24 protein-coding genes and 1 pseudogene are annotated in these 26734 nt (G+C 26.2%); 16 read left to right on the top strand and 9 right to left on the bottom strand.

The genetic code is table 4. The annotated features are described in order from the left end of the window. Positions 1–529: 529 nt before the first annotated feature. Positions 530–733 carry a hypothetical protein gene (locus ACE38S_RS06290; RefSeq protein WP_374696864.1) on the bottom strand — a complete coding sequence of 68 codons (204 nt, stop codon included), beginning with the start codon at positions 731–733 and terminating at the stop codon, positions 530–532. A gap of 952 nt (positions 734–1685) precedes the next feature. Here ACE38S_RS06290 and ACE38S_RS06285 point away from each other — a divergent pair. The 5 genes and pseudogenes from ACE38S_RS06285 to ACE38S_RS06265 all read left to right on the top strand — a co-directional run bounded on the left by ACE38S_RS06285 (position 1686) and on the right by ACE38S_RS06265 (position 5633). Further along, on the top strand, positions 1686–2006 hold the full coding sequence (locus ACE38S_RS06285) for a hypothetical protein (RefSeq protein ID WP_374696863.1): 321 nt from the start codon (positions 1686–1688) through the stop codon (positions 2004–2006). 587 nt (positions 2007–2593) lie between these two features. Beyond that, positions 2594–3919 (top strand): excinuclease ABC subunit UvrC, encoded by a 1326-nt coding sequence (gene uvrC, locus ACE38S_RS06280; protein ID WP_374696862.1) that lies wholly within the window; start codon positions 2594–2596, stop codon positions 3917–3919. Then, a pseudogene (locus ACE38S_RS06275) lies at positions 3859–4104 on the top strand (hypothetical protein); the annotation flags it as partial. The gene uvrC and the pseudogene ACE38S_RS06275, both read left to right, overlap by 61 nt. Before the next feature lie 15 nt (positions 4105–4119). Then, complete coding sequence (locus ACE38S_RS06270) at positions 4120–4305, top strand: hypothetical protein (RefSeq protein WP_374696861.1); 186 nt, start codon at positions 4120–4122, stop codon at positions 4303–4305. Positions 4306–5480: 1175 nt separating this feature from the next. Beyond that, on the top strand, positions 5481–5633 hold the full coding sequence (locus tag ACE38S_RS06265; RefSeq protein WP_374696860.1) for a hypothetical protein: 153 nt from the start codon (positions 5481–5483) through the stop codon (positions 5631–5633). Positions 5634–6073: 440 nt separating this feature from the next. Here ACE38S_RS06265 and ACE38S_RS06260 read toward each other — a convergent pair whose 3' ends face one another. The 7 genes from ACE38S_RS06260 to ACE38S_RS06230 all read right to left on the bottom strand — a co-directional run bounded on the left by ACE38S_RS06260 (position 6074) and on the right by ACE38S_RS06230 (position 17402). Beyond that, on the bottom strand, positions 6074–7750 hold the full coding sequence (locus ACE38S_RS06260; RefSeq protein WP_374696859.1) for a phospho-sugar mutase: 1677 nt from the start codon (positions 7748–7750) through the stop codon (positions 6074–6076). 131 nt (positions 7751–7881) lie between these two features. Continuing rightward, positions 7882–8562 (bottom strand): phosphate signaling complex protein PhoU, encoded by a 681-nt coding sequence (gene phoU / locus ACE38S_RS06255; RefSeq protein ID WP_374696858.1) that lies wholly within the window; start codon positions 8560–8562, stop codon positions 7882–7884. A 2-nt stretch (positions 8563–8564) separates the two neighbouring features. Beyond that, complete coding sequence (gene pstB, locus ACE38S_RS06250) at positions 8565–9374, bottom strand: phosphate ABC transporter ATP-binding protein PstB (RefSeq protein WP_374696857.1); 810 nt, start codon at positions 9372–9374, stop codon at positions 8565–8567. Beyond that, complete coding sequence (pstC, locus tag ACE38S_RS06245) at positions 9352–11466, bottom strand: phosphate ABC transporter permease subunit PstC (RefSeq protein ID WP_374696856.1); 2115 nt, start codon at positions 11464–11466, stop codon at positions 9352–9354. The genes pstB and pstC overlap by 23 nt, the downstream gene beginning before the upstream one ends. Positions 11467–11468: 2 nt before the next feature. Next, the gene (gene ptsS / locus ACE38S_RS06240; protein ID WP_374696855.1) at positions 11469–12785 is read right to left on the bottom strand and encodes a phosphate ABC transporter substrate-binding protein; all 1317 of its coding nucleotides are present in this window, start codon (positions 12783–12785) and stop codon (positions 11469–11471) included. Positions 12786–12880: 95 nt separating this feature from the next. Then, positions 12881–15847: a chromosome segregation protein SMC gene (locus ACE38S_RS06235; protein WP_374696854.1), complete on the bottom strand. Its 2967-nt coding sequence runs from the start codon at positions 15845–15847 to the stop codon at positions 12881–12883. A 136-nt stretch (positions 15848–15983) separates the two neighbouring features. After that, on the bottom strand, positions 15984–17402 hold the full coding sequence (locus tag ACE38S_RS06230; RefSeq protein WP_374697166.1) for a uracil-xanthine permease family protein: 1419 nt from the start codon (positions 17400–17402) through the stop codon (positions 15984–15986). A gap of 1292 nt (positions 17403–18694) precedes the next feature. Between ACE38S_RS06230 and ACE38S_RS06225 the strand changes: the two genes are divergently transcribed. From ACE38S_RS06225 to ACE38S_RS06175, 11 genes are all read left to right on the top strand, one after another. Next, complete coding sequence (locus ACE38S_RS06225) at positions 18695–19030, top strand: hypothetical protein (RefSeq protein WP_374696853.1); 336 nt, start codon at positions 18695–18697, stop codon at positions 19028–19030. Beyond that, positions 18991–19335 carry a hypothetical protein gene (locus tag ACE38S_RS06220; protein ID WP_374696852.1) on the top strand — a complete coding sequence of 115 codons (345 nt, stop codon included), beginning with the start codon at positions 18991–18993 and terminating at the stop codon, positions 19333–19335. The genes ACE38S_RS06225 and ACE38S_RS06220 overlap by 40 nt, the downstream gene beginning before the upstream one ends. A 224-nt stretch (positions 19336–19559) precedes the next feature. After that, complete coding sequence (locus ACE38S_RS06215) at positions 19560–19853, top strand: hypothetical protein (protein WP_374696851.1); 294 nt, start codon at positions 19560–19562, stop codon at positions 19851–19853. Positions 19854–19973: 120 nt separating this feature from the next. Further along, positions 19974–20471, top strand: coding sequence for a hypothetical protein (locus ACE38S_RS06210; RefSeq protein ID WP_374696850.1), 498 nt, complete (start codon positions 19974–19976; stop codon positions 20469–20471). A 795-nt stretch (positions 20472–21266) separates the two neighbouring features. Continuing rightward, positions 21267–21482 (top strand): hypothetical protein, encoded by a 216-nt coding sequence (locus tag ACE38S_RS06205; RefSeq protein ID WP_374696849.1) that lies wholly within the window; start codon positions 21267–21269, stop codon positions 21480–21482. A gap of 18 nt (positions 21483–21500) precedes the next feature. Beyond that, the gene (locus ACE38S_RS06200; protein ID WP_374696848.1) at positions 21501–21665 is read left to right on the top strand and encodes a hypothetical protein; all 165 of its coding nucleotides are present in this window, start codon (positions 21501–21503) and stop codon (positions 21663–21665) included. Between the two features lie 54 nt (positions 21666–21719). Beyond that, complete coding sequence (locus ACE38S_RS06195) at positions 21720–21866, top strand: hypothetical protein (RefSeq protein ID WP_374696847.1); 147 nt, start codon at positions 21720–21722, stop codon at positions 21864–21866. Between the two features lie 583 nt (positions 21867–22449). After that, positions 22450–22701 (top strand): hypothetical protein, encoded by a 252-nt coding sequence (locus tag ACE38S_RS06190; protein WP_374696846.1) that lies wholly within the window; start codon positions 22450–22452, stop codon positions 22699–22701. Positions 22702–23729: 1028 nt separating this feature from the next. After that, complete coding sequence (locus ACE38S_RS06185) at positions 23730–23978, top strand: hypothetical protein (RefSeq protein ID WP_374696845.1); 249 nt, start codon at positions 23730–23732, stop codon at positions 23976–23978. Beyond that, entirely contained in the window at positions 23963–24187 is a 225-nt protein-coding gene (locus tag ACE38S_RS06180) for a hypothetical protein (RefSeq protein ID WP_374696844.1), read from the top strand. The genes ACE38S_RS06185 and ACE38S_RS06180 overlap by 16 nt, the downstream gene beginning before the upstream one ends. 39 nt (positions 24188–24226) lie before the next feature. After that, positions 24227–24784: a hypothetical protein gene (locus tag ACE38S_RS06175; protein WP_374696843.1), complete on the top strand. Its 558-nt coding sequence runs from the start codon at positions 24227–24229 to the stop codon at positions 24782–24784. 1474 nt (positions 24785–26258) lie between these two features. On the opposite strand, the gene ACE38S_RS06170 is transcribed toward ACE38S_RS06175, so the two are convergent. After that, entirely contained in the window at positions 26259–26429 is a 171-nt protein-coding gene (locus ACE38S_RS06170) for a hypothetical protein (protein WP_374696612.1), read from the bottom strand. Positions 26430–26734 lie beyond the last annotated feature (305 nt).

Raw genomic sequence — 26734 nt, 5'->3', positions numbered from 1 at the left:
TTCATAGTGTTTGATTTGTGGCTCCTTATTTATTATTTTTAATTAATTTAATAGTTTTATTCAAAAAATCTAATTTAGAATCACTTATAAAGTGTTTACTATATTCTAATAATTGTAATAATTATTCATATTTATCATTATAAAAATAATCAACGGCTTTATGATATGCTTCTCTATTTTCCTTATTTTTATTTTGATAAGGATATAATTTTTTTAAATCTAATTATAAGATGAATTTTATCTATTGTATGATTAGTTTTATTTTTAGGAAAATATTTATACATAAAATTTTTAGTATTTTTAATTAATAATACATCATCACCTAAAATCCATAATTTCAATATTGGGTATCATGTTGTAATGAGTTTAAATTAAAGTAAATAATTTTATAAGAAATGGTTTTAAATTTGCCTCTTTTTTAAAGATAATCTGGAATATTATCCATTTAAAAAACACCTAATTTATTTGCAATTGCAGGTCTTTTACGGTATATTTTTCTTCATCATATCCCAGCCATGTACAGTAGATACTATAGTTGTGTTTTTTTTCTAATTTTTTGTTTTTTTTTTTTTTTTGCATCTAACATTTTCAAATAAGTACCTTCCATTTGAATATATAAAGTATACGGAATATCTATTTTTTTATTAGTTTTATTAACGTAATATTCTTCATCTGTTTTTGCGTTTTTCATAATATTAAATATTGTCATTAAACTAATTTTTACATGTTCCATAGTATTTAAAATATCATTATATATTTTTTTATCAGTAATAAATTATAATATTTTTTCTTTAACATCATTAGTTACTCTTTTCATTTTTCAATTCCAACAATTAAATCTAAAAGAAAAACATATTATTCTTTACCTATTTCTGGATTAATTTTATAATATCTTCTTCTTTTAAAGTTATTTATCCTTTTAAAATTATTACTGTTATTTCAATTTTGTTTTTTACTTTATATTATTTCAAACTTTTATCATTCTTATAATTTTTAAAAATTAATTTAATATAATTTTCTAAATTTTGTTTAATCAAATTGATACTTTGTTTATCTAATAAAATATTATAGTTGTTAAAAAGTTTTCATCAATATTTATCATTTTTTACCATTTTTCCATAGTTTAGGATTTTATTATAAAAAATAATAAAAATGCAAAAAAATAATAATTTTTATTTAGTATGTTACAATTTAAGCGTTAATTATTAGCAAATTAATTTAACTGAAAAAAGTAAAGTAATAGACTGCACCCTAAAAAGTAAGTAAAATAAAAAAAGATTTTACTAAATTTTTATAGGGTAGCATTTTTATATAGCAAGAAAATAACAAAAATATAACAAATATACATCATAATTTATAAAAAAAGTAATTAAGGAAATTAAACAAAAAAGTTATTGAATAGTATCAAAACAATATAATATAAATGCAAATACAGTAAAATCTTGATGAGCAAATCATAAAAAAGGAATTTTAAACACTAAAAAGGGCCAAAAAACCATTTGGAAAAAAAAGATTTAAATTATTACAAAGTTAGGTATTAATTACTAAAAAAGCTCCATGACTTTTACAATTAAGCAAACCAATAATCATCTCTTTTATTAAACAAAATTGTTGTGAATACTCAATAAAATTATTATTAGAAGTAACAGGGTTAAAACGTAGTTATTGAGATAAATATAAAAATTATGACAGTAGCAAAAAATAAAAAAGCAATAAATGATATTGCAAAAGTATATGAAGAAAATTTAAAACAATTTGAATATCGAATAAGTACTAAATATTTAAATGAAGATTATGATATAAAATATAATTCAAAAAAAGTTTTAATAATTATGATTCATAATCAAATACAACCTGAATATATAAGAAAAATGAGAAGAAAAATAAGTATAAACAGAATAAAGAAAAAAGTTTATTACAAATATCCTGATTTAATTAATTGTAAATTCAATGATATAAAAACAAGGTTTTCAATGCTATATACTGATGTAGCATATTTAATTTAAAAAGGAGAAAGATATTATCAATCAACAATTATTGATAAATATACTAAAGAAATAGTTGATGTAAAGTGATCTAAATATAACAAAAATAAATTAGTAATAGATAATTTAAATGATGCAATTAATAAAATAAAATTGATAAAAAAGATCTGAATGACATAATAATTCACCTCAGATCACGGATATCAATATAAATTCGCTATTTATCACGATAAATGTTTATCTAACGTAACGGTATTATAATTTCAATAAGGGAAAATTACCACTATGCAGATAATATTGTTATAAAAAGTTTTCATTCATTACTTAAGAAAGCTACAATAAATAAGAAAATATATAATTCACACGAAGAATATATAAAAGATGTTATAAAATGAAATACATGGTATTCAAACCATAAAGAAAAAGATATACTAAAAAATAGTAAATACTTTTTATTAGTACTTACTAAAATGGGTGTAGTCTTTTTACAAAGTAGTTTTTTATTACAAAATTAAGGGAACTATTTGCTATAAATTAGGATTAGGATAGGTTGATAATTATGATAATTAAGCATAAAATATTAACAAACATATGGGAAAGAATGAAAAATGATAACAAAATTATCGTTAAAAGAACAATTTGAAATTTTACCAAACAAACCAGGGTGCTATTTATTTTACAATAGTTATCATCAAGTATTATATGTTGGCAAAGCAAAAAATTTACGAAGTCGGGTTAGTTATTATTTTAATAAAGTTTATAATTACAAAACAACTCGCTTAATGCAAAAAACTGTGCGCTTAGAGACAATCATTACCAAAACGGAAAAAGAATCGTTAATTTTAGAACACAACTTAATTAAACAATATAAACCAAAATATAATATTTTGTTAAATGATGATAAACATTACCCGTACATTGTTATTACTAAAGAAAAAGATCCCCAATATTTATATGTCCGTAATATTCGTCAAAAGTACAACCATTCTTACGGACCATTCCCAGAAGGCAGTCACGCCCGAGAAATTATTAAAGTTTTAGAGCGATTATATCCGTTGCGCCGTTGTAAAATGAAAATAAGGAAACCTTGTCTTTATTATCATATTAATCAATGTTCTGGTGCTTGTTTTAAAGTGGTTCCACCGGAATATTACACCAAGATGATAAAAAAAATTCATACTTTTTTTAAGGGTAATTTTACCGAAACAAAAACATTGTTAGAAAAACAAATGTTACAAGCGGCAGATAATTTACAATTTGAAGAAGCACAAAAGTTAAAAGTGTTAATTCGTAATTTAGATTGAACATTATCATCACAAATGGTTGAAATGTTAAATCAAAAGGATGATTTAGATGTGATTAGTTTGTATCAAACGGAAAAACACTTAGTTTTAACAACCTTATTTTATCGAGCGGGTAAATTAAGTTATAAAGATTATGAATATTATCACCTTGATTTTCCCAAAGATTGTCAAAAATTATATAGGTTATATTTACAAAATATTTATCAAAAAAATATTTTGCCAACAAAAATTATTGTTAATAAAAAGATTGCTTTACCAGAGTTAAATTTATTGTTTAATAATCATGTTTATCACCCAAAAACACAAGTTGAAAAAACTATTATGCAATTAGCAACCACCAATAGTTATGAATCTTATTTACAATATCAAACAACGGCGCAACGTGAATTTAATAATGCGGAAGTTTTAAAAGAATTACAAACATTCTTATTATTAAAAGAATTGCCATATTTAATTGAAATGATTGATATTGCAAACATTAATGATGAATTTGTCACAGGGGATGTAATTGTTTATAAAAATGGTCGCCCATCTCGGAATGATTATCGAAAATATAATTTAAACATCCCTTATCAAGATGATACACATCGTATTGCGGCAGTTGTGGCGCGACGTTATCGAGAAAAATAATCGAGGAAGAGCAACCCCTGCCTAATTTAATTATTATTGATGGTGGGATTCAACAAGTTAACGCTTGTTTAAAAGAATTAGCAGCGTTAAATTTAACGGTCCCCGTTATTGGTTTAATTAAAAATAATAAGCATAAAACGGATCATTTATTAAATTTAAATAAAGAAAAAGTATCATTAAATAAAAGTAGTCGATTATTTTTGTTTTTAACAAGAATGCAAGATGATGTTCATCATTATGATATTACTAGTTTTCGCCGCCGCCAAACAAAAGCTTTAACAACAAGCATTTTAGAAACAATTCCGGGGTTAGGTAAGCAGCGGATTACATTATTAAATCGGCACTTTGAAAGTATAAGGGAAATGCAAAAAGTAAATTATGATTAATTGTACAAAATATTACATAATAAAAAACTTGTTGAAAATATCCAAAAATTTTTTGAAGATTTTGGCAAATAATATTTTTGGTTATAATGATGTATTATTCATTATTATTATGTTTTTAATAAATTTAACCCAATTAAAATACAAATTATTTTTCACTTACGATTAAATGATAACAAAATTTATAAAAAATTCAATTTTTTAAAAATATAATTTTTAGTTGAAGAAATAATTTATAAATTTATGAATTTTTACAAACTAAAAAATACTTTTTAAAGTTATTACTGATTTTAAAAGGTTTTTTATTTTTTATAAAACATGAATTGTAAAATTAAATGGAACAGTTAAACAAATAAAAATATTGTGTTAAAATCCAAATTTAAAAAATGTATAAGTTCCGATAAGTTGAATCATATTTATATTAACTTTCAAATAAAATATAATTATGAAGAAAGTAAGAATATAAAAATAGGAAGAAATTCATCGTTATATTAATTTAAAAAAATTGTTTTACTTTATCAAAATGGCAAAACCATTCTTGAAATTTTTAAGGAATATAAGGTGTCAAAATCATCTGTATATCAGTGAATTGAAAAATTTCATAATTCTGGATTTTTTAAAGCAAAAAATAATCGCACTGTTGAAAAAATTAACTGATTGCCTTGCGGAAAGAATTAATCTAATTACGAATGGAAAAACAACCTTTTAAAGCAAGCGGTGCTAATGGTTGATAAAAAATAGAAATTATTAACAATAATAAAGAAAAATATTCCATGCGAAAAATTGGTCAAATAGGATCAAAATTAAAGATAGCAAAATCAACATATTACTATCAAATTAATAAATGTGGCTATTGTTGATGTTAATAATTATGAACAAAAAGTTATCAGCGCATTTAAGCTAATCGCCAAAATTTATAGAGATTGTAAAGTTAAAGATTTTTAATCATAAAGATATTATCTTATCGCGAAGAAAAATTCGCCAAATTATGATTAAAAATCAGTTAGTATCTAAATGCACCAAATTTAAAATATTGTAATCATAAGTTGGTGGTTAATAACAACGAAATTAGCAACGTTTTAAACTGTGAATTTAAAAAAAAAATATAAATAATAAACAAAAAAACAACCCAATGAAGTTGTTGTTAGTGATTTAACATATGTTCAAGGTGGTGCTAAATGACATTTGACATTATCCTTTATTTGTTGATTGACTTGTTTAATCGTGAAATAATTGGCTATAGTGTCGAGACAAACAAAACAGTACAACTAGTGCAAAGAAACCTTCTATTCAATTACAATACCATTAAAACAAATTACGTTATTTCATAATAACTGGAGTAATGAATTTAAAAATAAAATCATTGATAATACCTTAAATATTTTTAACACCAAACAATCATTAAGCAATAAAAGGGGGCTATCCTTATGATAATGCTGGGGCTGAAACAATTTACAAAAGTTTTAAAAAATAATTTGTCAAGAGGCAAAAATTTATAAATTTAACCCAATTAAAATACAAATTATTTGACTTTGTGCATTGATATAACAATATTTGAATTCATGGTAGTTTAAATTATTTAATACCTGTTGAATTTAGAAAACAACAGTCCATATAAAAAGTGTCTTAAAATTGGTTGTTAATCCAAAGTAAGTAATATATTATTCCACAATTTCTAATATATTAATTAAAAAACCCCTAAATAATACATACAACCAATTTTGCAATACCAACCAAATCCCTTTATTTTATATATATATTAGCATAAGTTTTATACATTTAAATAATTAATTTCCAATTCTTGGTACATTGCCGTCATCTTTGCTGCTGCTTGTTCACTTGTTTTATCTATACAAACAAAATAAAATTTTATTTTCGGCTCTGTTCCGCTGGCACGAACACCAAATCAACTACCATCTTCAAAATAAAATTTTAGTAAATCTTGTTTTGGCATTTCATGTAATCCCGCTAAATAATCTTCTTTATTTGTACATTTAATTTGAAATAAACTAGTAATTGTTTCTTGGCGTAGTTTCTTTAACATATTATTAATGATTTTTTTGCCATCAATTCCATCACGAACTAAGTTAACTGTTTTACAATAAAAATAACCAAACTTATTATATTGCTCAACTAAGACATCATATAATGTTTTTTTTTGCTGATGATAATATCAGCAAGCCTCTGCCAATACTAATGATGATTGAATCCCATCTTTATCACGGGTAATGTCTTTTAAAACATAACCATATGCTTCTTCAAAACCAAATAAAAATTGTAACCCTTTCGCTTGCGCTTTGCTCATTTGGTCACCAATTCATTTAAAACCAGTTAATGTTTTAAATACTTGCACGCCATAACTTTCCGCAACTTTATCTGATAAATTACCAGTAACAAAAGTATTATACATAACACCATTTGGGGGTAATGTATTTTGCTTTTGATAATGCGAAAACAAATATTCAATTAAAACTGGGGCTGTTTCATTTCCAGTCATTAAATAATATTTATCATCCTTAATCTTAATGCCGATTCCTAAGCGATCAGCATCGGGGTCATTCAAAATAATAATACCAGCCTTTACTTTTTTGGCATATTTTAATGCTAAATCATAGCATTCTGTTAATTCTGGATTTGGTTTTGGAGCAAAGGTAAAATTCGGATCATTAGCAAATTGTTCCTCAACAATAACAACTTCGTAGCCACATTCTTCTAAAATTCGTGGAGTCCATTCTTTACTTGTCCCATGCAAATTAGAAAAAACAATTTTAATATTGCGTTTTTGTTCTGGATAAAACTGCATCGCTTTAACATCAGTAACATAATTTTCCTCAATTGCTTTGTCAACATAAGTAATTAAACTTGCATCACAGTGTAAAACCAAAGTAAAAACTTCTCCCTTAATTTTCAAATAATTTTCGCCAATAACATCTGTTGCTACAGGTAAAAATTGCGACCCATTGTGATCATAAATTTTATAACCATTATATTCCCGTGAATTATGGCTTGCTGTAATAATAACTCCTGCAACGGCTTTTATTTTCCGAATTGTATATGAAACAACAGGAGTTGGCCGAAGTTCATTGTTGGCAAATAAAATTGCTTTAATATTATTACTTGCAAAAATATAAGCAACTTCTTGGGCAAATTCAGTTGAAAAATACCGATTATCATGACCAATTACAACTCCTTTTGTTTTTAAATCATCTGCAGCGTAAATTGTTTTTAAATAAGCCATAAAGGCTAATGTTACTCTTCGAATTGTATATAAATTAATTTTTCCAGTTCCTGGTCCAAGCAACCCCCGCAAACCTGCTGTTCCAAATTCTAAATCATCTGAAAAAGCAGCAAGTAATTCTGGTTCCGACATTTGCCGAAATTCATTTGCTAAAATTGGGTCTAAATTTTTAGCATTTTTTCATAAATTTAAATTATCTAAATATGACATTTTTATTCTCCTTTAAAATAACCTTTTAATAAATAATTTTATTTTATAATATTTTACTAATAAATTACTAGTAAATTATAATTATTTTACATAATATTGCATTAAAAATTATCTTTTTAATAAAAATTAAATTAGATTGGTAATTCAAAATCATAGATTTTTCCTTCAATAATATAAATTAATGTTTCGGCAATATTAATAATGTGCGTCCCTGCTCTTTCAATTGAACGTAACTGCTGCATTGTTAAAGTTATTACTTTAATCTCTTCTTTTGTTTTTGCTTCCCGAATTTTTTCAATTAATGCATCATTCTCAACTCGATAAATTTTATCTAATTCAGCATCATATTTTAAAATATTATAGGCCGATTCAATTCGTTCCTCTTCAAAAATATTTGATACTTCTGTTAACATTTCAATCACTTTGGCAACTAATTTTTTTAAAAAACTAATTAACTTGTTTGAAGGTTTATATTTAATATAATAACGACAAATACTTTTTGCATAATCCGCAATTCGTTCAACTTCCTTAACAATCAAAATAAAACCAACTATTCGACGTAAGTCCCTTGCTACCATTTGTTGTTTTGCAATTTTTCATAATGAAACTTCAATGAAAGCTTCTTGCATTTTGTTAATTGTTTCATCAGATGAAATAACACTTTTACCAAGTTCAATATCGTTTGTTTCTAAACATTTAACCATATCATCGTATTGATTTTTTGTCATTGCAATCATATCAATAATCATTTGTTTTGTTTGTGCTAAATCACTTTCAATTTTAACGCTCATATTTTGTCTTCTCCCACTCATTATTATTCAAACCGACCGGTAATATAATCTTCTGTTTTTTTATTAGCCGGACGGGAAAAAATAATCTTAGTTTTATTATATTCAATTAACTTTCCTTTTGCAAAAAAAGCAGTATAATCAGCAACTCGTGCTGCTTGTTGCATATGGTGGGTCACTAAAATAATCGTAAAATCTTTTTTTAAATGCATAATTAATTCTTCAATCTTTGATGTTGAAATAGGATCTAAAGCGCTGGTTGGCTCATCCATTAATAAAATTTTTGGTTTCATCGCAATTGCTCTGGCAATACATAATCGTTGTTGTTGTCCCCCAGACAAAGCAAATGCTGAGTCACGTAAATTATCTTTTACTTCACCTCATAATGCTGCGCACTTTAAACTTTCTACAACAAGGCTATTAACTAATTTACGGTCACAAATCCCTTGGTTACGAGGACCATAGGCAACATTGTCATAAATTGACATTGGAAATGGCGACGGCTTCTGAAACACCATCCCAATATCAGTTCGTAATTTAACAACATCTGTTTCAGGACTATAAATATTTTTTTCATTAATTAAAATTTCACCTTTAATAACAGACTTTGATTCAACATCATTCATTCGATTAAATAATCGTAACAATGTTGATTTCCCTGATCCTGATGAACCAATAAAAGCCGTCACTGTATGTTCTTTAATTTTCAATGAGATATTAAAAAGGGCTTGTTTGTTTCCTTTATAAAAAAAGTCAACATGTTTTACTTTAATTAAATAAGGATTATTATCTGATGAGTCAAATGTTGGATTTTTAATAATTATTTTTGGGTCCATTATTTTTTTCCTTCTTATCTACTTTGTTTTTTGGATTACGTTGCTTTTTCTTTATTACAAATTTCTTTCAAAAATTATGTAAATGTTGCTTTTGCTGAAAAAAGTTTTCTTTTGAAAAGAAAACTTTTAAATTATTGATTATAATTTTTCGCTTTTGATTAAATCCTATTGTAATATAATTTGGTGCAAATTTCTTGCCAAGAATATAAGCTAACGTATTTGATAATCAAATTAAAACCATAATTGCAAATGATAATTCAAACATAATTCGCATTGCCCCTGCTGTTGATCCTTCTTTTGACAACATTAAGATTTGTGTTGTCATACCTGCTCCTGGCGACATAAAACCAGCAATTGGCAAACGAACCACCGTTCCTAAGGTTAAATAAACTGGGGCTGATTCACCAACAACCCGACCAATTGCTAAAATAATAGCGGTAATAATTCCTGGCATTGCATTTGGTAACACAACTTTAATTGTTGTTGATGTTTTATTAGCTCCTAGGGCTAATGAAACATTCCGGAGCGAATCCTCCACGCCAATTAAAGCATCTTCAATACTACAAATCATAATTGGTAAAATAACAATCGTTAATGTTAAACCAGAACTTAGGGTGGATAATGGTAAATGACAAACACCGATAAAGAAGGCTAAGCCAAATGTTCCATAAATAATACTTGGTGTTGATGATAAAATATCAATTGCAAAACGTACTATTCTAGCAAAAACACTACTTGGTCGCGCATATTCATTTAAATAAATTGAAACCATTAAGGATAATGGAATTGCAAAGATCATCGCACAAATTACTAACAATAAGGTAATTAGAAAAGTAGCAAGAATTCCAGCCCCGCCATCAAATGTTGAAGTGGAAATTAAATCACTTCATACCACACCAAATAATCCTTTTCAAATAATTGTGGCCAAAATAACTAATGTAAAAGATACCACAATTACCGTTGAAGAAATTAAAAAGAACACGCCAATCCCATCTTTAAATTTTTTAATTCCTCTTGTTTTTTCAATTCGTTGATAAAATAATTTATTAATTTTATTGGCATTATATGCTTTACTTAATCGTAAACCCTTTGTTGCTTTACGAGTATGATAATTTCGTTTTCGATTATGAAATGCTTGTGAAGAAATAATAAAAATATTAATCACACAAACAACAATAAATAACACCAACCCTATCGCATATAAAGCTGATTCATGCATTGGTCCAGAATTTTCTAACATTTCTAATCCGATTGTTGATGCTAATGTTGCAATTGAAGAAAAAATAAAATTAATAAAACCATTGCCAAGTTTTAACCCATCTGGTGCATTTCCGGCAATCATCATAACAGCCATTGTTTCCCCTATAATACGTGCGACTCCCATCATAATCGCGTTAATAATTTTAAATCAAGCTGAGCGTAAAACAATTCGATAAGTAGTATGCGTTTTACTTAACCCTAAGGCTAACGAACCAAAGCGATAAGAATCTGGGACATTTTCTAACGCATTAATTGATAATGAAATCATAATTGGTAACGCCATAAAAGCTAACGTAATTGATGTTACCAATAAATTTGATGTAGCTGGTGCTCCCATTCACATAAATAATGGCCCTAAAATTGCTAAGGCAAATAACCCAAAAACAATCGAAGGGATCCCTGCTAATAATTGAATAATCCCAATAACCTTACGTTTAATGTTTGGTCTTAAATATTCTGAAATATATAATGAAGAAAAAATTGTTAAGGGAATTGTAAATAATAATGTAATTAACATCACAAAAAATGTTGCAATAATAATCCGTCAAATCCCAAATTGACTATTATTAGCATTTCAAGTTTGTCCAGATAAAAATAATCAAAAACCCCCTGGATAGTTTTGAAAAAAATAAACTGATTTATAAATAATAAAGCCAATTAACGTCAATAAAATTAAGATTGTTAAAATAGCAAAAAAATAAATCACGATTTTTGAAATAAAATCAATAATTTGTTTTCGTCCCCCAAAATTATTAGTAAAACGAACTTTACATATTTGTAATTTTTTTAAAAGAGGTTGTTTTTCCTTTTTCGTTGTTTCTCTCTTCTCCATTATTAATTCCCCATTCCGTTATATTCATATCCACGATATAACTGATATTTTTCAGGAAATCTTTCGACAATAATATCTCAAAGACTTTTATAATCTAGATTAAAATTTCAAGGTACTTTTTCATTATCAGTTTTTTGCTCACTTTTGGCAAAAGTTGTATTATTATTGTACTTTAGAAATAAAATATCATCAAATGATAATGGTTCTTCCCCTTCTTTTATATATCAATATGCGGCATCATGTTCCGTTAATTTAAATGTTGAAACATAGTATGGATTATAATCACCATTCCGTAATTTTGGTTTTGTTTTTGAATACGGCAATGGGTCTAATATTCAAGCAATAAAAGATAAGACTATACCAAATTGCTTGCCTTGATAATTAATAATTCCAGTAAAAGGCCTTGTTAACGAATAAGCAGGATTAAACTCATAATTATTATCAATAATTTTATACGGTAATTCTGGTTTTGTTGTTTTATTACCAATAACACTGGCAATTGTTTTTTTTCCTAAATTTTCATTATTAATGATTTCACGAATATATGAAAAAGAAATATAACCAATTGAACACGGGACTGTTGCAATTGCTTGATACATTGAACCGCTTGATGATGCAACTTGGTTTGTTTCGTAGTTTTTGCTTTTAATTATTTTTGATTCAAAGAAATCTCTTGTTCCGCTACCAGATTCACGAGTTAAAGTATAAAATTTATTTTTCTTACCAGTAGAACAAACTAATTGATCACCAAAAGCATCTTGTCAAGTAAAATTGCGGTTATTATAAATTTGACAAATCAATTTTGTTCCTTCTCCACCATCAAAACTTTTAAACTGTAGTGATTCTTGTTCTGGTTTAATTTCACAACCAATTGGCAAATGATAAATCAAAGCAATATAATCACGAGCAATAACAAACCGTCCAATCCTTTCATCTTCTCATAATTGTCGAGCATTACCCTGATTATCGCCTGGTTGTGGGGTTGAAGGAATATCTTTTGATAAAAAACCAAAAGCATAACTATGATTTGTAACACCAACCCGCGCAGCAGCGCTTCCTAATGAATTATATAAGATATCTTTTTTATTATCACGTTTATATTGTTCTGTAACATTTGCCATTATTTGGACTACCGATGTACTTCCACCAGCAACAATTACATTACCCGCAACCGCAATTGTTCAAATAATAATTGATATTATCAAGACTAAAACTAAACAAATTAAAGTAATCATTTTATAGTTACTAATATCTTCTACTAAACGCTTAAAAAAAATCTTCTTTTCACCAACAACTTTAATAGATTCGTTTGGCTTCATTCGTTAAGTTTCCCCCTGTTTATAATATATGTTTTTACTATATTCAACTTGTTTACGTTAATTATATCAAAAAAATAAAAAATCATAAAATAATCTTATGTTTTTTTATATTCAAGTTTATTTTCAAACTCTTGAATCATTTCCACTGCCTGTTGTAATTTAATTCCAACAATTTTTGTAACACCTTTCTGTTGCATTGTTGCTCCATATAATACATCACAATATTCCATTGTTCCCACTCGATGCGTAATAACAATAAATTGTGTTTTTTCAACAAAAGTTCAAATATATTTAGCAAAACGTTCAACATTCGCTGGATCTAATGGCGATTCGGCTTCATCTAAAATTACTAACGGAATTGGTCGAACTTTTAAAATTGCAAATAAAACCGATAAGGCAACTAATGATTTTTCCCCTCCAGATAATAAATTTAAATTATTAATATTCTTCCCTGGTGGGGATACTTTAATATCAACGCCAGTTTCTAATAAATTATCTGGTTTAGTATAAATGATTTTTGCTGTTCCACCACCAAATAATACTCCAAAAGTTAACGGTAAGTTTTCATTAACCTCTTTAATTGTCTTATCAAATTGTTCTTCCATAACGCGGTCCATTTCACCAATTGATTTTAATAAATTTTTAACAGCATCATTGGCATCATTATATTCATTACTTATAAATTGAAAACGAGCATTTTCTTCTTTATATTCGGCAATTGCCTCTAAATTAACATTCCCAATTTGTGTTAAGTCGCCGCGTAACTGTTTAATTTCATCCCGAATTATATCTTCATTATCAATAACCTTCAATTCTAATGTTTTAGCATAATCATATGTCATTTGATATTCTTCTGTTAGCCTTGTTAAATTTTGTTGAATTTTAACATTAATAATTGATAAATCGATATTAATTTTACTAATTTGATCTTGTAAAGCAAATATATAATAACGTTTATCTCCAATCTGATTATTAAGATCATTAATCATCAACGATTGTTTATCTTTTAAACTGCGAGCAACATTTAATTGTTGTTCAATTTTAGTTTTTAGAAGATCTTTTTGTTTGATTTGATCTACAACATTAAGGGTTGCTTTGTTTTCTTCAATTTTTGTTTCATCAATATTTTTTGATGTTAACAATTGGTATTCATTCTGTAATTTCGTTTGATCACGCATGATAATTTCAACTTGGCGTTTACCGGCCCCGATTGAAGCTTGATTTTCGACAATAACTTCATTAATTTCATCTAATTGACGGCTAAGAAGGTTTAATTGTTTTATAACATGATGTTGTTCTTCTGTTCTCATTGCTATTTTTTCATTAAGAATGTTAAGTTCTTTTTCTGGATTAATAATTGTCATTCTTGTTCGGCACACCCCCCCTGTAACAACTCCTTGCGGGCGCACTATTTCACCATCTAACGTTACAATATTATGACGATACTTTGTTAATTTTCCAATTTCTTGAGCATTATCAAAATCAACACAAATCAAATAACGACTTAAAAGATAATCAATGGCAACCCGGAACTCTTTCTTCACTTTAACTAAATTATTCCCTAATCCTAAATATCCCTGCACTGATTTAATAACAAATTCTTCATCACTGCTAAGATAACGCGGAGTAATTACATCTAAGGGAATAAAAGTTGCACGACCAGCCTGGCTTTGTTTTAAATATGAAATTGCTCGTTTCGCACTATCAACATTTTTAACTAAAATATCTTGTAAATGACTACTTAAAGCAGTTAAAATTGCTTGTTCATATTTTTTGTCAACATTAATAATATCTTGAACTAATCCAATAATTCCGGGTAAAACGTTTTTATTATTAACAATATTTTTAACCCCTTCATATAAATTATCTTGGTTCTCAAAATTATGTTGGGTACGTTCTAATTCACTTTCTAAGCGAATAACTATTTTATTAATTGACCCCAATTGTTCATTCAATTCGGCATGTTTGGAATTAAAAGATTCGCGTTGCATACGATACTCTTGTTGTTGGATTTCTAAACTTGTTAATTTCTCTTGTTCATTTTGCAAATTAACTGTCAATTCATTATAGTCATTAATCATATTAGTAATTGTAATATCACTATACGACATTTTTAATGCAGCCTCTTTATTATCTAATTCAATTTTGTGAATTTTTAAATCACCAATTGCTGAAATTAAAATTTGAAACTCTTTACCCAAAACATTAATTTTAGTATCCAAACTGAAATTTTCTTTGTTTAATTCGTTATACTCAATTTCTTGATTCTTTAATTTTCGATCAGCTTCTTGTTTTGTACTAACAATTTTTTTTTGTTGTGAACGTAATTCTAATAATTTGTCATTAAAAAAAGTAATATCTTTCACTAAAACAGCTAATTCAATCTGATTTAATTTATCTTTTAGGGTGGTGTATTTTAATGCTTTCTCACTTTGTTGTTTTAAAATTGGTAATTTTCGTTCAATTTCATTTAAAATATCTTTTAAACGTACTAAATTTTCGTTTGAACGCCCTAATTTTTTTAAAACTTCTAATTTACGCAGTTTATACTTTGATACACCCGCCGCTTCTTCAAATAAGACACGACGATCTAATGGCTTTGCTTCCGCAAAAGCATTAATATTTCCTTGAGAAATAATTGCAAGCGATGATTTTGTTAAACTACTATCCATAGCAAAATCCTGAATATCTTTTAAACGAACAAGTTGCTTATTAATAAAATATTCATTTTCACCAGTTCCTCGAAAAACACGACGTATAATTTCAATTTCATCATAATCCATAGCAAAAATCCGTTGTGTATTATCAAAAATCAATTTAACCTCCGCCATATTTAATGGTGGTTTTGTTTCCGAACCATTAAAAATAACATCTTCGCTGTTACCTCCGCGAAGCGATTTAATTGATTGTTCACCCAAACATCAACGAAGAGCATCATTAATATTTGATTTTCCACTTCCGTTTGGTCCAACAATTCCAATCATTTCGTGATCAAAATTAACTATCAGTGGATCAGCAAAAGACTTAAATCCAAATGCTTCCAATTTTTTCAAAAATAACACTAATCTTCACTTCCTTAAATTTCCAAATTAATAAACCAAATTATTCTTTATTAATTATTATATAAAAATACATTATTTTCAACTAAAATCAACAAAATCATTAAAAAGAAGAAATTTATTACAAATTTTTTATTTTTTAAATTTCCTTTTTAGGGTTATTTTTAATTTTTTTATTGTTTGTTGCTTTCTGTTTTTTTTCTTCTTTTCGCGTTTTAATTAATAACTTTAATTTCTCTCATCATTGAAAGCCGTTATTTTGATGATCTGGTAATAGTAAATTTAAGAAAATCCCAGCAAAAGCCGCTAAGGCTACGCCCGTAAATTGTAAATTACCATTTCCAACATTAAAATTAAAAATTGCGCCCCCTAATCCTAACACTAACATAATCGCTGTGACAAAAACATTTTTCATATTATTATAATCAATTTGGTTATTAATTAAAACCCGAATACCGTTTGTCGCAATTAAACCAAACATGATCATGCTAATGCCACCCATTACTGGAGAAGGCAACATTTGAACTAATTGATTAACCGGAGCAATAAATGATAAGCCAATTGCAAACAAAGCAGCTAATCCAGTTACTCAAACCGAAGCAATTCGGGTTATTCCAACAACAGAAGCATTCTCCCCGTATGTTGTATTTGCAGGTCCACCAACGAACCCATCGAAAATAATTGACACCCCATCCGCGATTAATGTTCGATCCATTCCTGGATCTTTTACAAAATTTTTGCTGGTCATTTGTCCCATACTAATATGATCACCAATATGTTCTGCAATTGTAATAATTGCTAAGGGACTAATTGCTAAAATAGCTGGTCCAATATTACTTCCTTTTAAATCTCAAATCTTTTTAAAAAATGGATATCATTGTCATTGACTTGAATCGGTAATTTTAGATGTATCTAAAATTTGATATTCCGGTCCAATTGAAAAATGCAGAATTACACACAGTAAGTATCCAGCAACAACACCAATAATAACTGGTACAACTTTTACAAAACCTTTGCATTTTAATGCAATGATTGTTGTTACTAAAAAAGTAAAAACAGCAATACCAATGCCGATTCAATGAGAATAAGACTGTTTTCAAGCTGTTGGATTAAAACCGGCATTATTAATTGCGCTTTGTGCAACAGACATTCCGATAATAATGATTAACGGTCCCACAATTACTGCCGGAAGAATTAGTTCTAAAAATTTATTACCAATAAAACACACTAATACACCAAAGGCAATATAAATAACTCCAACCATCATTACCGCAATAAAAACAGCATTTCCATATAATGGGTAGCATGTACCCATCGCTCCCATATACGCAAAAGAGCTCCCTAAATACATTGGAACTTTTGCGGCAGTAATTGCGATATAAATTAAAGTCCCAACCCCCGAACAAAACAACGCCATTGCAATGTTCATAACTTCAACACCAGCCGTTTGATTAATAATTAACGGCACTAATACTGTTGAACCAAACATTGCAAAAACATGTTGTAACGATAAGATTGATCATTGTAAAAAACTTTTTGGCCGATCATGTGGTCCTAATAATAATTTAATATTATTGTCAACTAAACCGATTTGTTCTTTTTTTATAATTTTATTCCTCCTTCTTTTCTTAAAATTGCATAAAAAACTAGTTTGTAATATTACAAACTAGTAAATTGAATTATTAATATTAATTATTGTTTTATTTTGTAGAATATTAAAGATATCAAAAATAATATTATTTATTTGTAAACAAATTTTAAATTCTTTCATCAAATCAATTTGCATTTTATACCTCAACATTCCTGCTATTAATAATAGCAGTCCTTAACTGGATTGGCAACCTTTTTAAGACACTTTTAATATGTACTGTTGTTTTTTTCTAAATTAAACAAGTGTTAAATGAGACATCTTGTGTGATGAACCGGCAAAAAACAAATTATTGTTAGGTTATTTTTTTTATTTTTATATTAAAAAACATAAATTTAGTTGCATTATTGATCGGATAATTATTTTAAATTTAGAACTTTTATTATAAAAACAGATTTTTTACTGTTTTACCTACACAAAATAAAGGATATTTTTATAAATTTCTTTTCAAATAAAGGTATTATTCAATCAATAATGCAACTATCAAAATTAATATTTTAATGCTTAAAGATTGATAACTCATCTATGGCACGAAGCTTTAAAAAATTGTGAAAGCGAATAGATTTACTCCTATTTATTTCTTTAATTTTCGGTAAGATTAATCCCTTGCTGAAATGTCAGAGCGCATGTTTTTTGGTTTTTTTTCATTAAAGAGTGCTGCTAAACTGAAAAAAAACAATATCGGACACTAAAAAAAACAAGATGGTTGTAACTCCAAAAAATTATTTTATTTATATAAAGTTATCTAAGAATAGATTAAGTTATAGTTAATAACTGGGTAAACTGTTTGTTTATTCCATGTTGGATAAACTTTATCTCTAAATATAAAGTTTTAGTATCGCCACCCACCACCTCACTTCAGGAGTGGGTGGTGGGTGGCGATTTAACTAATTAAATAAAAATATAAATATTCTTACTAAATATCAAAATATTAACCAACAAAAGGATTTTCTGTTTATTTATCTTTTTAAATAAACAGAAAGGAAAAGACTACAATCATTTTAGTAACTACTAATAAAAATTACTTACTATTTTTTTAATTATATTTTTTCTTTACGATTTAAATACCCTGTTGGATAGGTTCCAATAAGTTGGAACATATTTATGTTGATTTTAAAATAAAATATGGCAAAAAATCCACAAAGAATATTTGGCGATATCGCTAACAAAGCAACACAAAAAGAGTGTGAAACATTTGACCAATGATATTTATACAAACTTATCAACAAAAATTTAGTTGAGAAGCTTTATTTGCGTGAAAAGAAGCCAATAAATTTGGTTTAACATACAAGAAAAAGAAAAATATTAAATACAATGAAGGTTTGAGGACGGACGGACAAATATTTAATACCGATGATAATTTATTAAAATACTCAACGGTGGAATTTGAAGATGGAATTGTTGAATTAGATACTATTTTAACTTTTGCTCGTAAATTAGACCCCGTAGAAAGTGATTTTAATCCCCTAATCTTTGGGCTGCTGATATTGAGCAAGCAATGGACACTGAAGTTGCATACAAACGCAATAAAATTTTAGATATTATTAACAAAGGAACAGTTACCACTATCCAAGGACAAAAAGCAGATGATACAAGTGCTTTACAAATTCATGATGAAATTATGGATAAAATATATGAAAATGGCTTTACTCCATCAGAAACAGTTGTTTTAGGTTCGGATGATTTTATTCGTGGCATTCGCAATAAATTACAGTTGCAACTTGGCGCAAATGATCAAATAAATAGCATAATAACAAAAAGCGGGGCAATGAAAAATGTTGAAGGAACAACATACTATGTGGTTCCTAAAAAATTACCAATTATTAATAAAGATGGTTCATAAAGAACGATTGAATTATTATCAAATGGTGTTAATATAATTGCCTTTAAATTTAGTAAAAAATATGACCCGCTTATATTATACGCAAAAAAGACCACACTCCGTTAAGAGTTGGGGCGGCGGCATTAGGAACTGGGATGGTAATACTTTAATTATGGAAAGAGTTTTTATATTTAGATGGTGCTGTAACTGAACCTAAGGTAATTATAAACATATTGTTGTAAAAATTGATATTAGTTGTTGGAATTAATAAATCAGATAAACCAACCGTTCATATCTCATACCAAACAAAAACAATATCCGAACAATTAAAACCACAATTTAAAGCCGTTGTTTTAAAAGCAGTAAAAACCATAAATAGTTCTTTAACTAAGGGTGATTTTGATTACTTTTTTGAAAGTAAAGGTGAAGAATGATCAATTAATATTACAAATGATAAAATTGTTAGAGTTCAAATCGAAGGTAAAAACAACGCTACTGGTCAAACAAAGTCAATTGAAGTAGTAATTAAAAATTCTTAATATTACTAAAAAATAGTACTTTTTAGTATTAAAAATGCCAATTGGAGCAAGGAAAACATCTATGATTTATGCTGTTAAAAACTCCAACCAGATTGTCTGCTAAGCAAAAAGAAAAAAGTTTTGGTTTACAATTATTATAATTTTAGAAATACAAGTTTTATCCCTTGGTTTATCAATTTTAACGGGCGGAGTTGCTTCGGCTGTTGGAGATTAGAGGCAAGATTATCTAATTTTGCTTCAACATTTATCTCATTTGGAATAGAAACATCAACCGATTTTGCCGTAAATCAAATATATGATAGTTTAAACTTCCGAAGTGACAGCAAAAGTACTGTCTTAAATTTATTACCAGAAATTAGTGGTGTTGGTAAATTAACGCGCGCTGCTCGAACAACGATAATTTTAAAATTAGCCAAAAAAACTAAATTACTGGAAAAATTAGGGGTCATAACTACTAATAACTTAGAAGATGTTGTCAGACAAGTTGCGGGGCAAAAGGTTTTATCGGATAAATTAATATTTGATTTTACAAAGCGGGCTAATAATGAAACTTTATTATATACAATTGGAAAATTAGCCGTAATGACTTTTATAAAGGTTTTAACGATTATAAAATAAACACAATTAATAATTTATTAAAAATTGAAAAAAACCTTCAAAAGATAAATCCGACGTTAGTTCAAAAAATACCCAACATAAATGAAAAAATTGCTAATAAATGATTGTCTGAATATGGATTAAATCTTGATAAAATAAGTAAAATTAGTACTAACAAATGATATAACATTATGGTTAATATCTTTATAAAAAGGTGTCGGTAAAAACTTATTATTAAATGTTAATTTAATGCATGGTAGCAAAATATATCATAATAAATTATTAAATATCTTGCATCAAACACCAATTAAATTAAATAAAATTTAAATCATTTAAACCCAAATTTTTATCTTCAAAAAGTAACTAAAAATTATTAGCCCCAATTGAAAAACAAATAATTACGATTAAACAAAAAGTACTTAGTAAAATTACCGAACAAACTAAAAAAATATTATCTAAATTTGAAAATAATGCTATTAAAAAAGGGGGGCAATTATTACCTTTCGCTTATGGTTATGATGTTTTTTTAGCAATTAAAATTGTTCCTTTATCTATTTTCGAACGAAGTTACTTTAACAATATATTATAAAAACCATAAATATACTCCAATTGTTGTTATGACGACTTTAATAAAAGCAGAACAGTTTATTTTAACAAAAGAACCATTTGTATATTATATGCATAGTTAGTGATTTATTGGTTGAGGTTTTACAAAAACAAGTTTGTTTAATTTAAGTTTCTTTTGCACTACTTGCTTATCAACAAGTAATAAAATATAATTTTAAAATATATCGAACAATTGCTAATATATTAAAATTGCAAGAACAATTGCAAAATAACTTTAATAAATATAAACTTGTACAAATACCAGAAGATAGCGCATTTATTAGTTTATTGGGTAATGGAATACCATTTAAAATATACAAGCAATTCAAAACAAATCAAGATTTAAGCAAAATAATTAAAACAAAAACAATGTCAAGTAGTAAAAAGTTTATCTTAAATAAAATCAAAACAAAAAGAAAGCAGTAGTGATAAGGAGATGATTAAATGTTAAATGAATTATGAGCAAATGTTACTTTGGAAAATTATAATAATTTTAATCCAATAACAGGAAAAAATATCCAAGTTCCCATTCGTTATAATAAATTATTTAAAGGTGATGTCGAATTATGATTTAAAACTTTTGCCTTAAGGGCCCAAAATATGAATTAATCATATTTAAACTATCCATTTTCAAAATTAAAGTTTGAAACATTTAAAGACCCGTTGTTAAAGAAAATTTGTATTAACATGGTGTTTATTGCGGTTGAACATTGAACATTTAACCATATTTCGATTGAATTATTTACTTCGGCAAATATTAGTGTTGGTGATATTAATTATTCTTCACAAAATGACCCGATGGCAACATAACAAGGTTTATTACCTACTTATGTAAAATCACTGATTAATCTAACAACTTTAAAGAAAATGTTTCATTCTTTTCAAGAAGAAGGTATTGATTTAACAATGATAGATTTATAAGCATATTATTATACTCAGTTAGAAGTTGATTAATTACTAGATAAGATTGTTATAGAAAAAATTAAAGATGAAAAACTTGCAAAAATAAAAGAAAAAATTTTAGAAGAATTAAAAAAATAATTGTTATACCAGATGCGCCAAATTGAGAACAAGTTGACATTGGTGATTTTGTAACAAATAATGATCATTCTTCTTATGACATTAAAAATTATGATAAAGATAAGTTATAGTTATCAAGTTTTTGTTCAAAATGATGAAAATAACCCATTTGGTGGCTATGTCGATATAGTTACAACACATCATAAATTTACATTTTATGTTAAAGTCCCAATTAAAACAAATGATAGATTATATTTTTTGTATCATTTTTTCAAGGAAAAATTATATCATATAAGGATAAGCGTGGGACACCCGATAAAATTAAATCATTGTATTTTCAAAGAAAAAAGCAAGTTAGAAAGGAGATGTTATTATGCAGAAATTAACCATTAAAGATGCAATTATGTTTTTTAAAATATTTGAAATTTCATCATTGTTTTTTATTGCAGGAATTATTATTTGTTTTATAGGACCAACTAATTTATGGGTTGGTTGACCTACATATGTAATTATTGGTGCAATGCTTAATGGTTTTGGAATTATTGTTTTAATTATTGAAACTATTCGGTTTATCAAAACACATAAAAAAGAACAAAAACAAGACAGCATTGACGGATGTTATTAAAAAAATGAAACAAAAATAAAAAAGTGCTTTAAATGGGGTTGTTATCAGCAAAAAAGAAATTAAAAAATAGTTATGATATTGATAGTTATTATCTTAATTTAGCATCAACAATTACTAATCGTAAAAAATGTTACTGTTCAAAAACATAATGATATTTTAGAAAAAATAATTTGTGAAGATAATGCTAATTACCAATCAACAAATAAATTTTTAATTAATTAATAACTTTTTAAAAATGCAGGACTTTACTAATAATAATTGGTATAATTAATATAAAAATTAATATGAATGGTTGTGGTGCATATTTTATTTTTGCTAATAATTCAAAAACTTAATTTTATTACGATTGATTTTTACAATGATCAGTATTATTAATTAGGTAATTTAGTGTTTTGTACTTTTTATTATGACCCTTATATTAAAATGATCAGAGTATTTTTATTACTGAAAAAATTTAAAATTGATGCTATAACTAAACAAGTTAAAGTTATTAGAACATTAAAAATAAAAATGTAGTACTATTACTGATTTATATATTGATGATGCTAAATAAAATAATTATACATCATTACAAAGAGAATAAATATTACCAATTGATTTTATTACAATTGAAATTATTCCTAATAATCCCAATTTTGAGCCTTCCGCTCGTTATGGCAAGCAATTTGCTAGTATTTTAGATATTATTGCGGAAAAGATAATGTTAGACCCATTATTAAATAGTGGTAAATTTACCATCAACACCAATGGAGTAGCTGGGTTGTTGACCAAGAAATTAGTAAAATGTTGGCCTCATTTATTGAAAATGACTTGTTATTAGTTTAAGGTGACCCGGATAGTAATTTTCAACCAGTCGACTATATCGCGGGCATTTTTAAAGATGAACAATTAACTAAAATATATGATTGATTATTAACTAATTACTATAAAATAAATCGCCATCATGTACCATCTATTACAAAGGGAGTACAACAAACCCAAGCGGAAGTTGTGGTGTAAATATTCAAACAAACGCCCCTTATGAGCAAATGATATATATTATAGAAATTAAATTAACGGAATTTATTATTAAATTAATTAAATATGATAATGCGATTTTAAATAGTAGAACATTTAATATCAAAAATATTGATGAGTTAATTATTGATGTTCACTTACCAGTAAATGCGACTTTAAACAGACAAATAAAAAACAATGAAACTATTATCCAATATGTCTTATGAAAAAGGAGGACAAGAATAATGTTAAAACCATCGGAAAAATGTTGGCACAATTAGCAGAAAATAATGAACCAATTGATTATTCAATTGAAAGTATCCCGTTGGATTTTGCTAATCAATCAAAATATAGCAAGTGTAACCATGATTTAGAACAATTATTTATTGAAAACCGTGCTAGAACCTTGTATATTTATAAAATTATAATAATCTTGTTAAGAACAAAGCAAAAACCAAATTTAAACTACTCTCAAAATAGCGTTAAATAGGTTTTATTGATAAAGATTAATATATTAAAATAACTGGTTGTGAAATTAGTGATTTTAATTTTAAATTACAAATACAACAAAAACACCACAATCCAAGATAATAGTACAAGTTATGTCATGATTGATGAAAAAGATATCTTAATTAATGATATTTCAAAACAAGACAAAGTATTTTTAGAGGAATTAGACTTAAAAATAGTATCTATCAATGAACCCATTACCGAAGACAATAAAAATGAATGTTATATCATTGAAGAATATAAACGCCCTTATTCGCCCGATGGGGTTAATATTATTAAATCTACTCATTTAGTTAAAATAACTGACTTTAAATGAAAAAATCAAAATAGCATTCATTTAGTATTACAAAAATCATTGCCCGAAGATACACTATTTACTGGGATTGAAATTAAGTATCCTAAATCAATATTATTTGGTAATATTAAGTGCTGGGATAATATCAAGGGTGTTTATTCTTTTTATCCATCACCAATCGTTGAAAATGCTAGTTTGATGCCTTTGTTATCCATACCTATTGAAACAAACCCTAATGTGCGAATATTTCAATATTGATTTACCGAAAGTTTTTTGCTGTAAAATATAGTACAAAAATATATTCAAAGAAAAAATGTTATATATTTATTACCTAAAAATGGTTTATAACAATTTTTATTAGATTTTTTAACCTTTCGCTATAATTATAATAGAAAATTTTAATATGCTAAATATGATTAAAAAAAATAATCCTATAAATGATAGTGCTAAATTAAGACAAAAATTCAAAGGACAAAAACCAAAAAATGTAATTGATGGTTTATTTGAAAAATTAAAATTGGATAATCAAACCCTTATTTAAGGGTAGGTCTGCCAAAAAAAAATTAAACAAATTATATATATGCTTTCAAATTACAAATATAGTAAATATGCAATAAATAAAGGTTATAATGATAATGTTAAATTGTTTTGGCCTTATTATTTTGAATTAATATCTAATCAACAAAAAGAAAACGAATATTGAACATTTAAATAATATAAAATTGAGTTAAATTCTTCATATTTTAATTTTAATAAAACTGGTTCTAAAATAAATTATTGATAAAATGTTTATCATGATAATAATCCATTTTTAAAACAAGATAATAAATATTATTTTGTTGTATGGCGTGGTGATAAAAATGATGATTGAAGGATTGTTAAATTTCAAATTAATGAGGAACAACGAGAAAAACAAATATTAGAAGAATATAAAAATTTTAGACTTATTCTTCATAATCAAAAAGTCTTGTATATTATAGAAATTGCTAAAAGGGGTATTCTGTGAGATAGAGAAAATTTTGATTATATTAAATCGGTTTATCGTTGAAATCTTTATACAGATATTCCTGATTTGGATGTAAATAATAAAACAGGTGAAATAAAAATTAAATAATAAATATAAAAAAACCATTTATTAAAGAGTGCACCCATTTTAGTGATTACTGATAAAAAGTATTTACTATTTTTTAATTATATCTTTTTCTTTACGATTTGAATATAAATTATTTCATTTCATAACATCTTTTATATATTCTTCGTGTTAATTATATATTTTCTTATTGATTGTAGCTTTCTTAAATAATGAATGAAAACTTTCTATAATAATATTATCTGTACATCAGTAATTTTTCCTTATTGAAATTATAATACCGTTAGATAAACATTTATCGTGATAAATAGCGAATTTGTATTGATATCCGTGATCTAAGGTGAATTATTATTCCATTCAGATCTTTTTTTATTAATTTTATTTTTTAATTGCATCATTTAAATTATCCATTACTAATTTATTGTCATTATATTTAGATCACTTTACATCAACTATTTCTTTAGTATATTCATCAATAATTGTTAATTGATAATATATTTCTCCTTTTTCAAATTAAATATGCTACATCAGCATATAGCATTGAAAACCTTGTTTTTATATCATTGAATTTACAATTAATTAAATCAGGATATTTGTAATAAACTTTTTTCTTTATTTATTCTGTTTATATTTCATTTTTATTTTCATTTTTCTTACATATTCAGGTTATTTTTGATTATTAATCATAATCCTTAAAAATTTTTTTAAATTATATTTTATATCATAATCTTCATTTAAATATTTAGTAATTATTCGGTATCCAAATTGTTTTAAATTTTCTTCATAGACTTTTACAATATCATTTATTGCTTTTTTATTTTTTTTTGCTACTGTCATAATTTTTATATTTATCTCAATAACTACGTTTTTACCCTGTTATTTCTAGTAATAATTTTATTGAATATTAACGACAATTTTGTTTAATAAAAGAGATGATTATTGGTTTGCTTAATTGTAAAAGTCATGGAGCTTTTTAATAATTAATACTCTGTTTTATAATATTCTAAATCTCTTTTTCTAAAAGAGATTTAGATCCTTTAGGAATATTTAATTTCCTTTTTTTTTTATGATTTACTCATTAAGATCTTTCTGTATTTTAATTTAGATTACATTGTTTTGCTGCTATTCAACAACTTTTTTGT

Source organism: Spiroplasma endosymbiont of Polydrusus formosus (genome assembly GCF_964263245.1).
Classification (GTDB): Bacteria; Bacillota_I; Bacilli_A; order Mycoplasmatales; family Mycoplasmataceae; genus Spiroplasma.
Note: the sequence above shows the minus strand (reverse complement) of the source record. Positions and strands in the feature narration are given on the sequence as shown.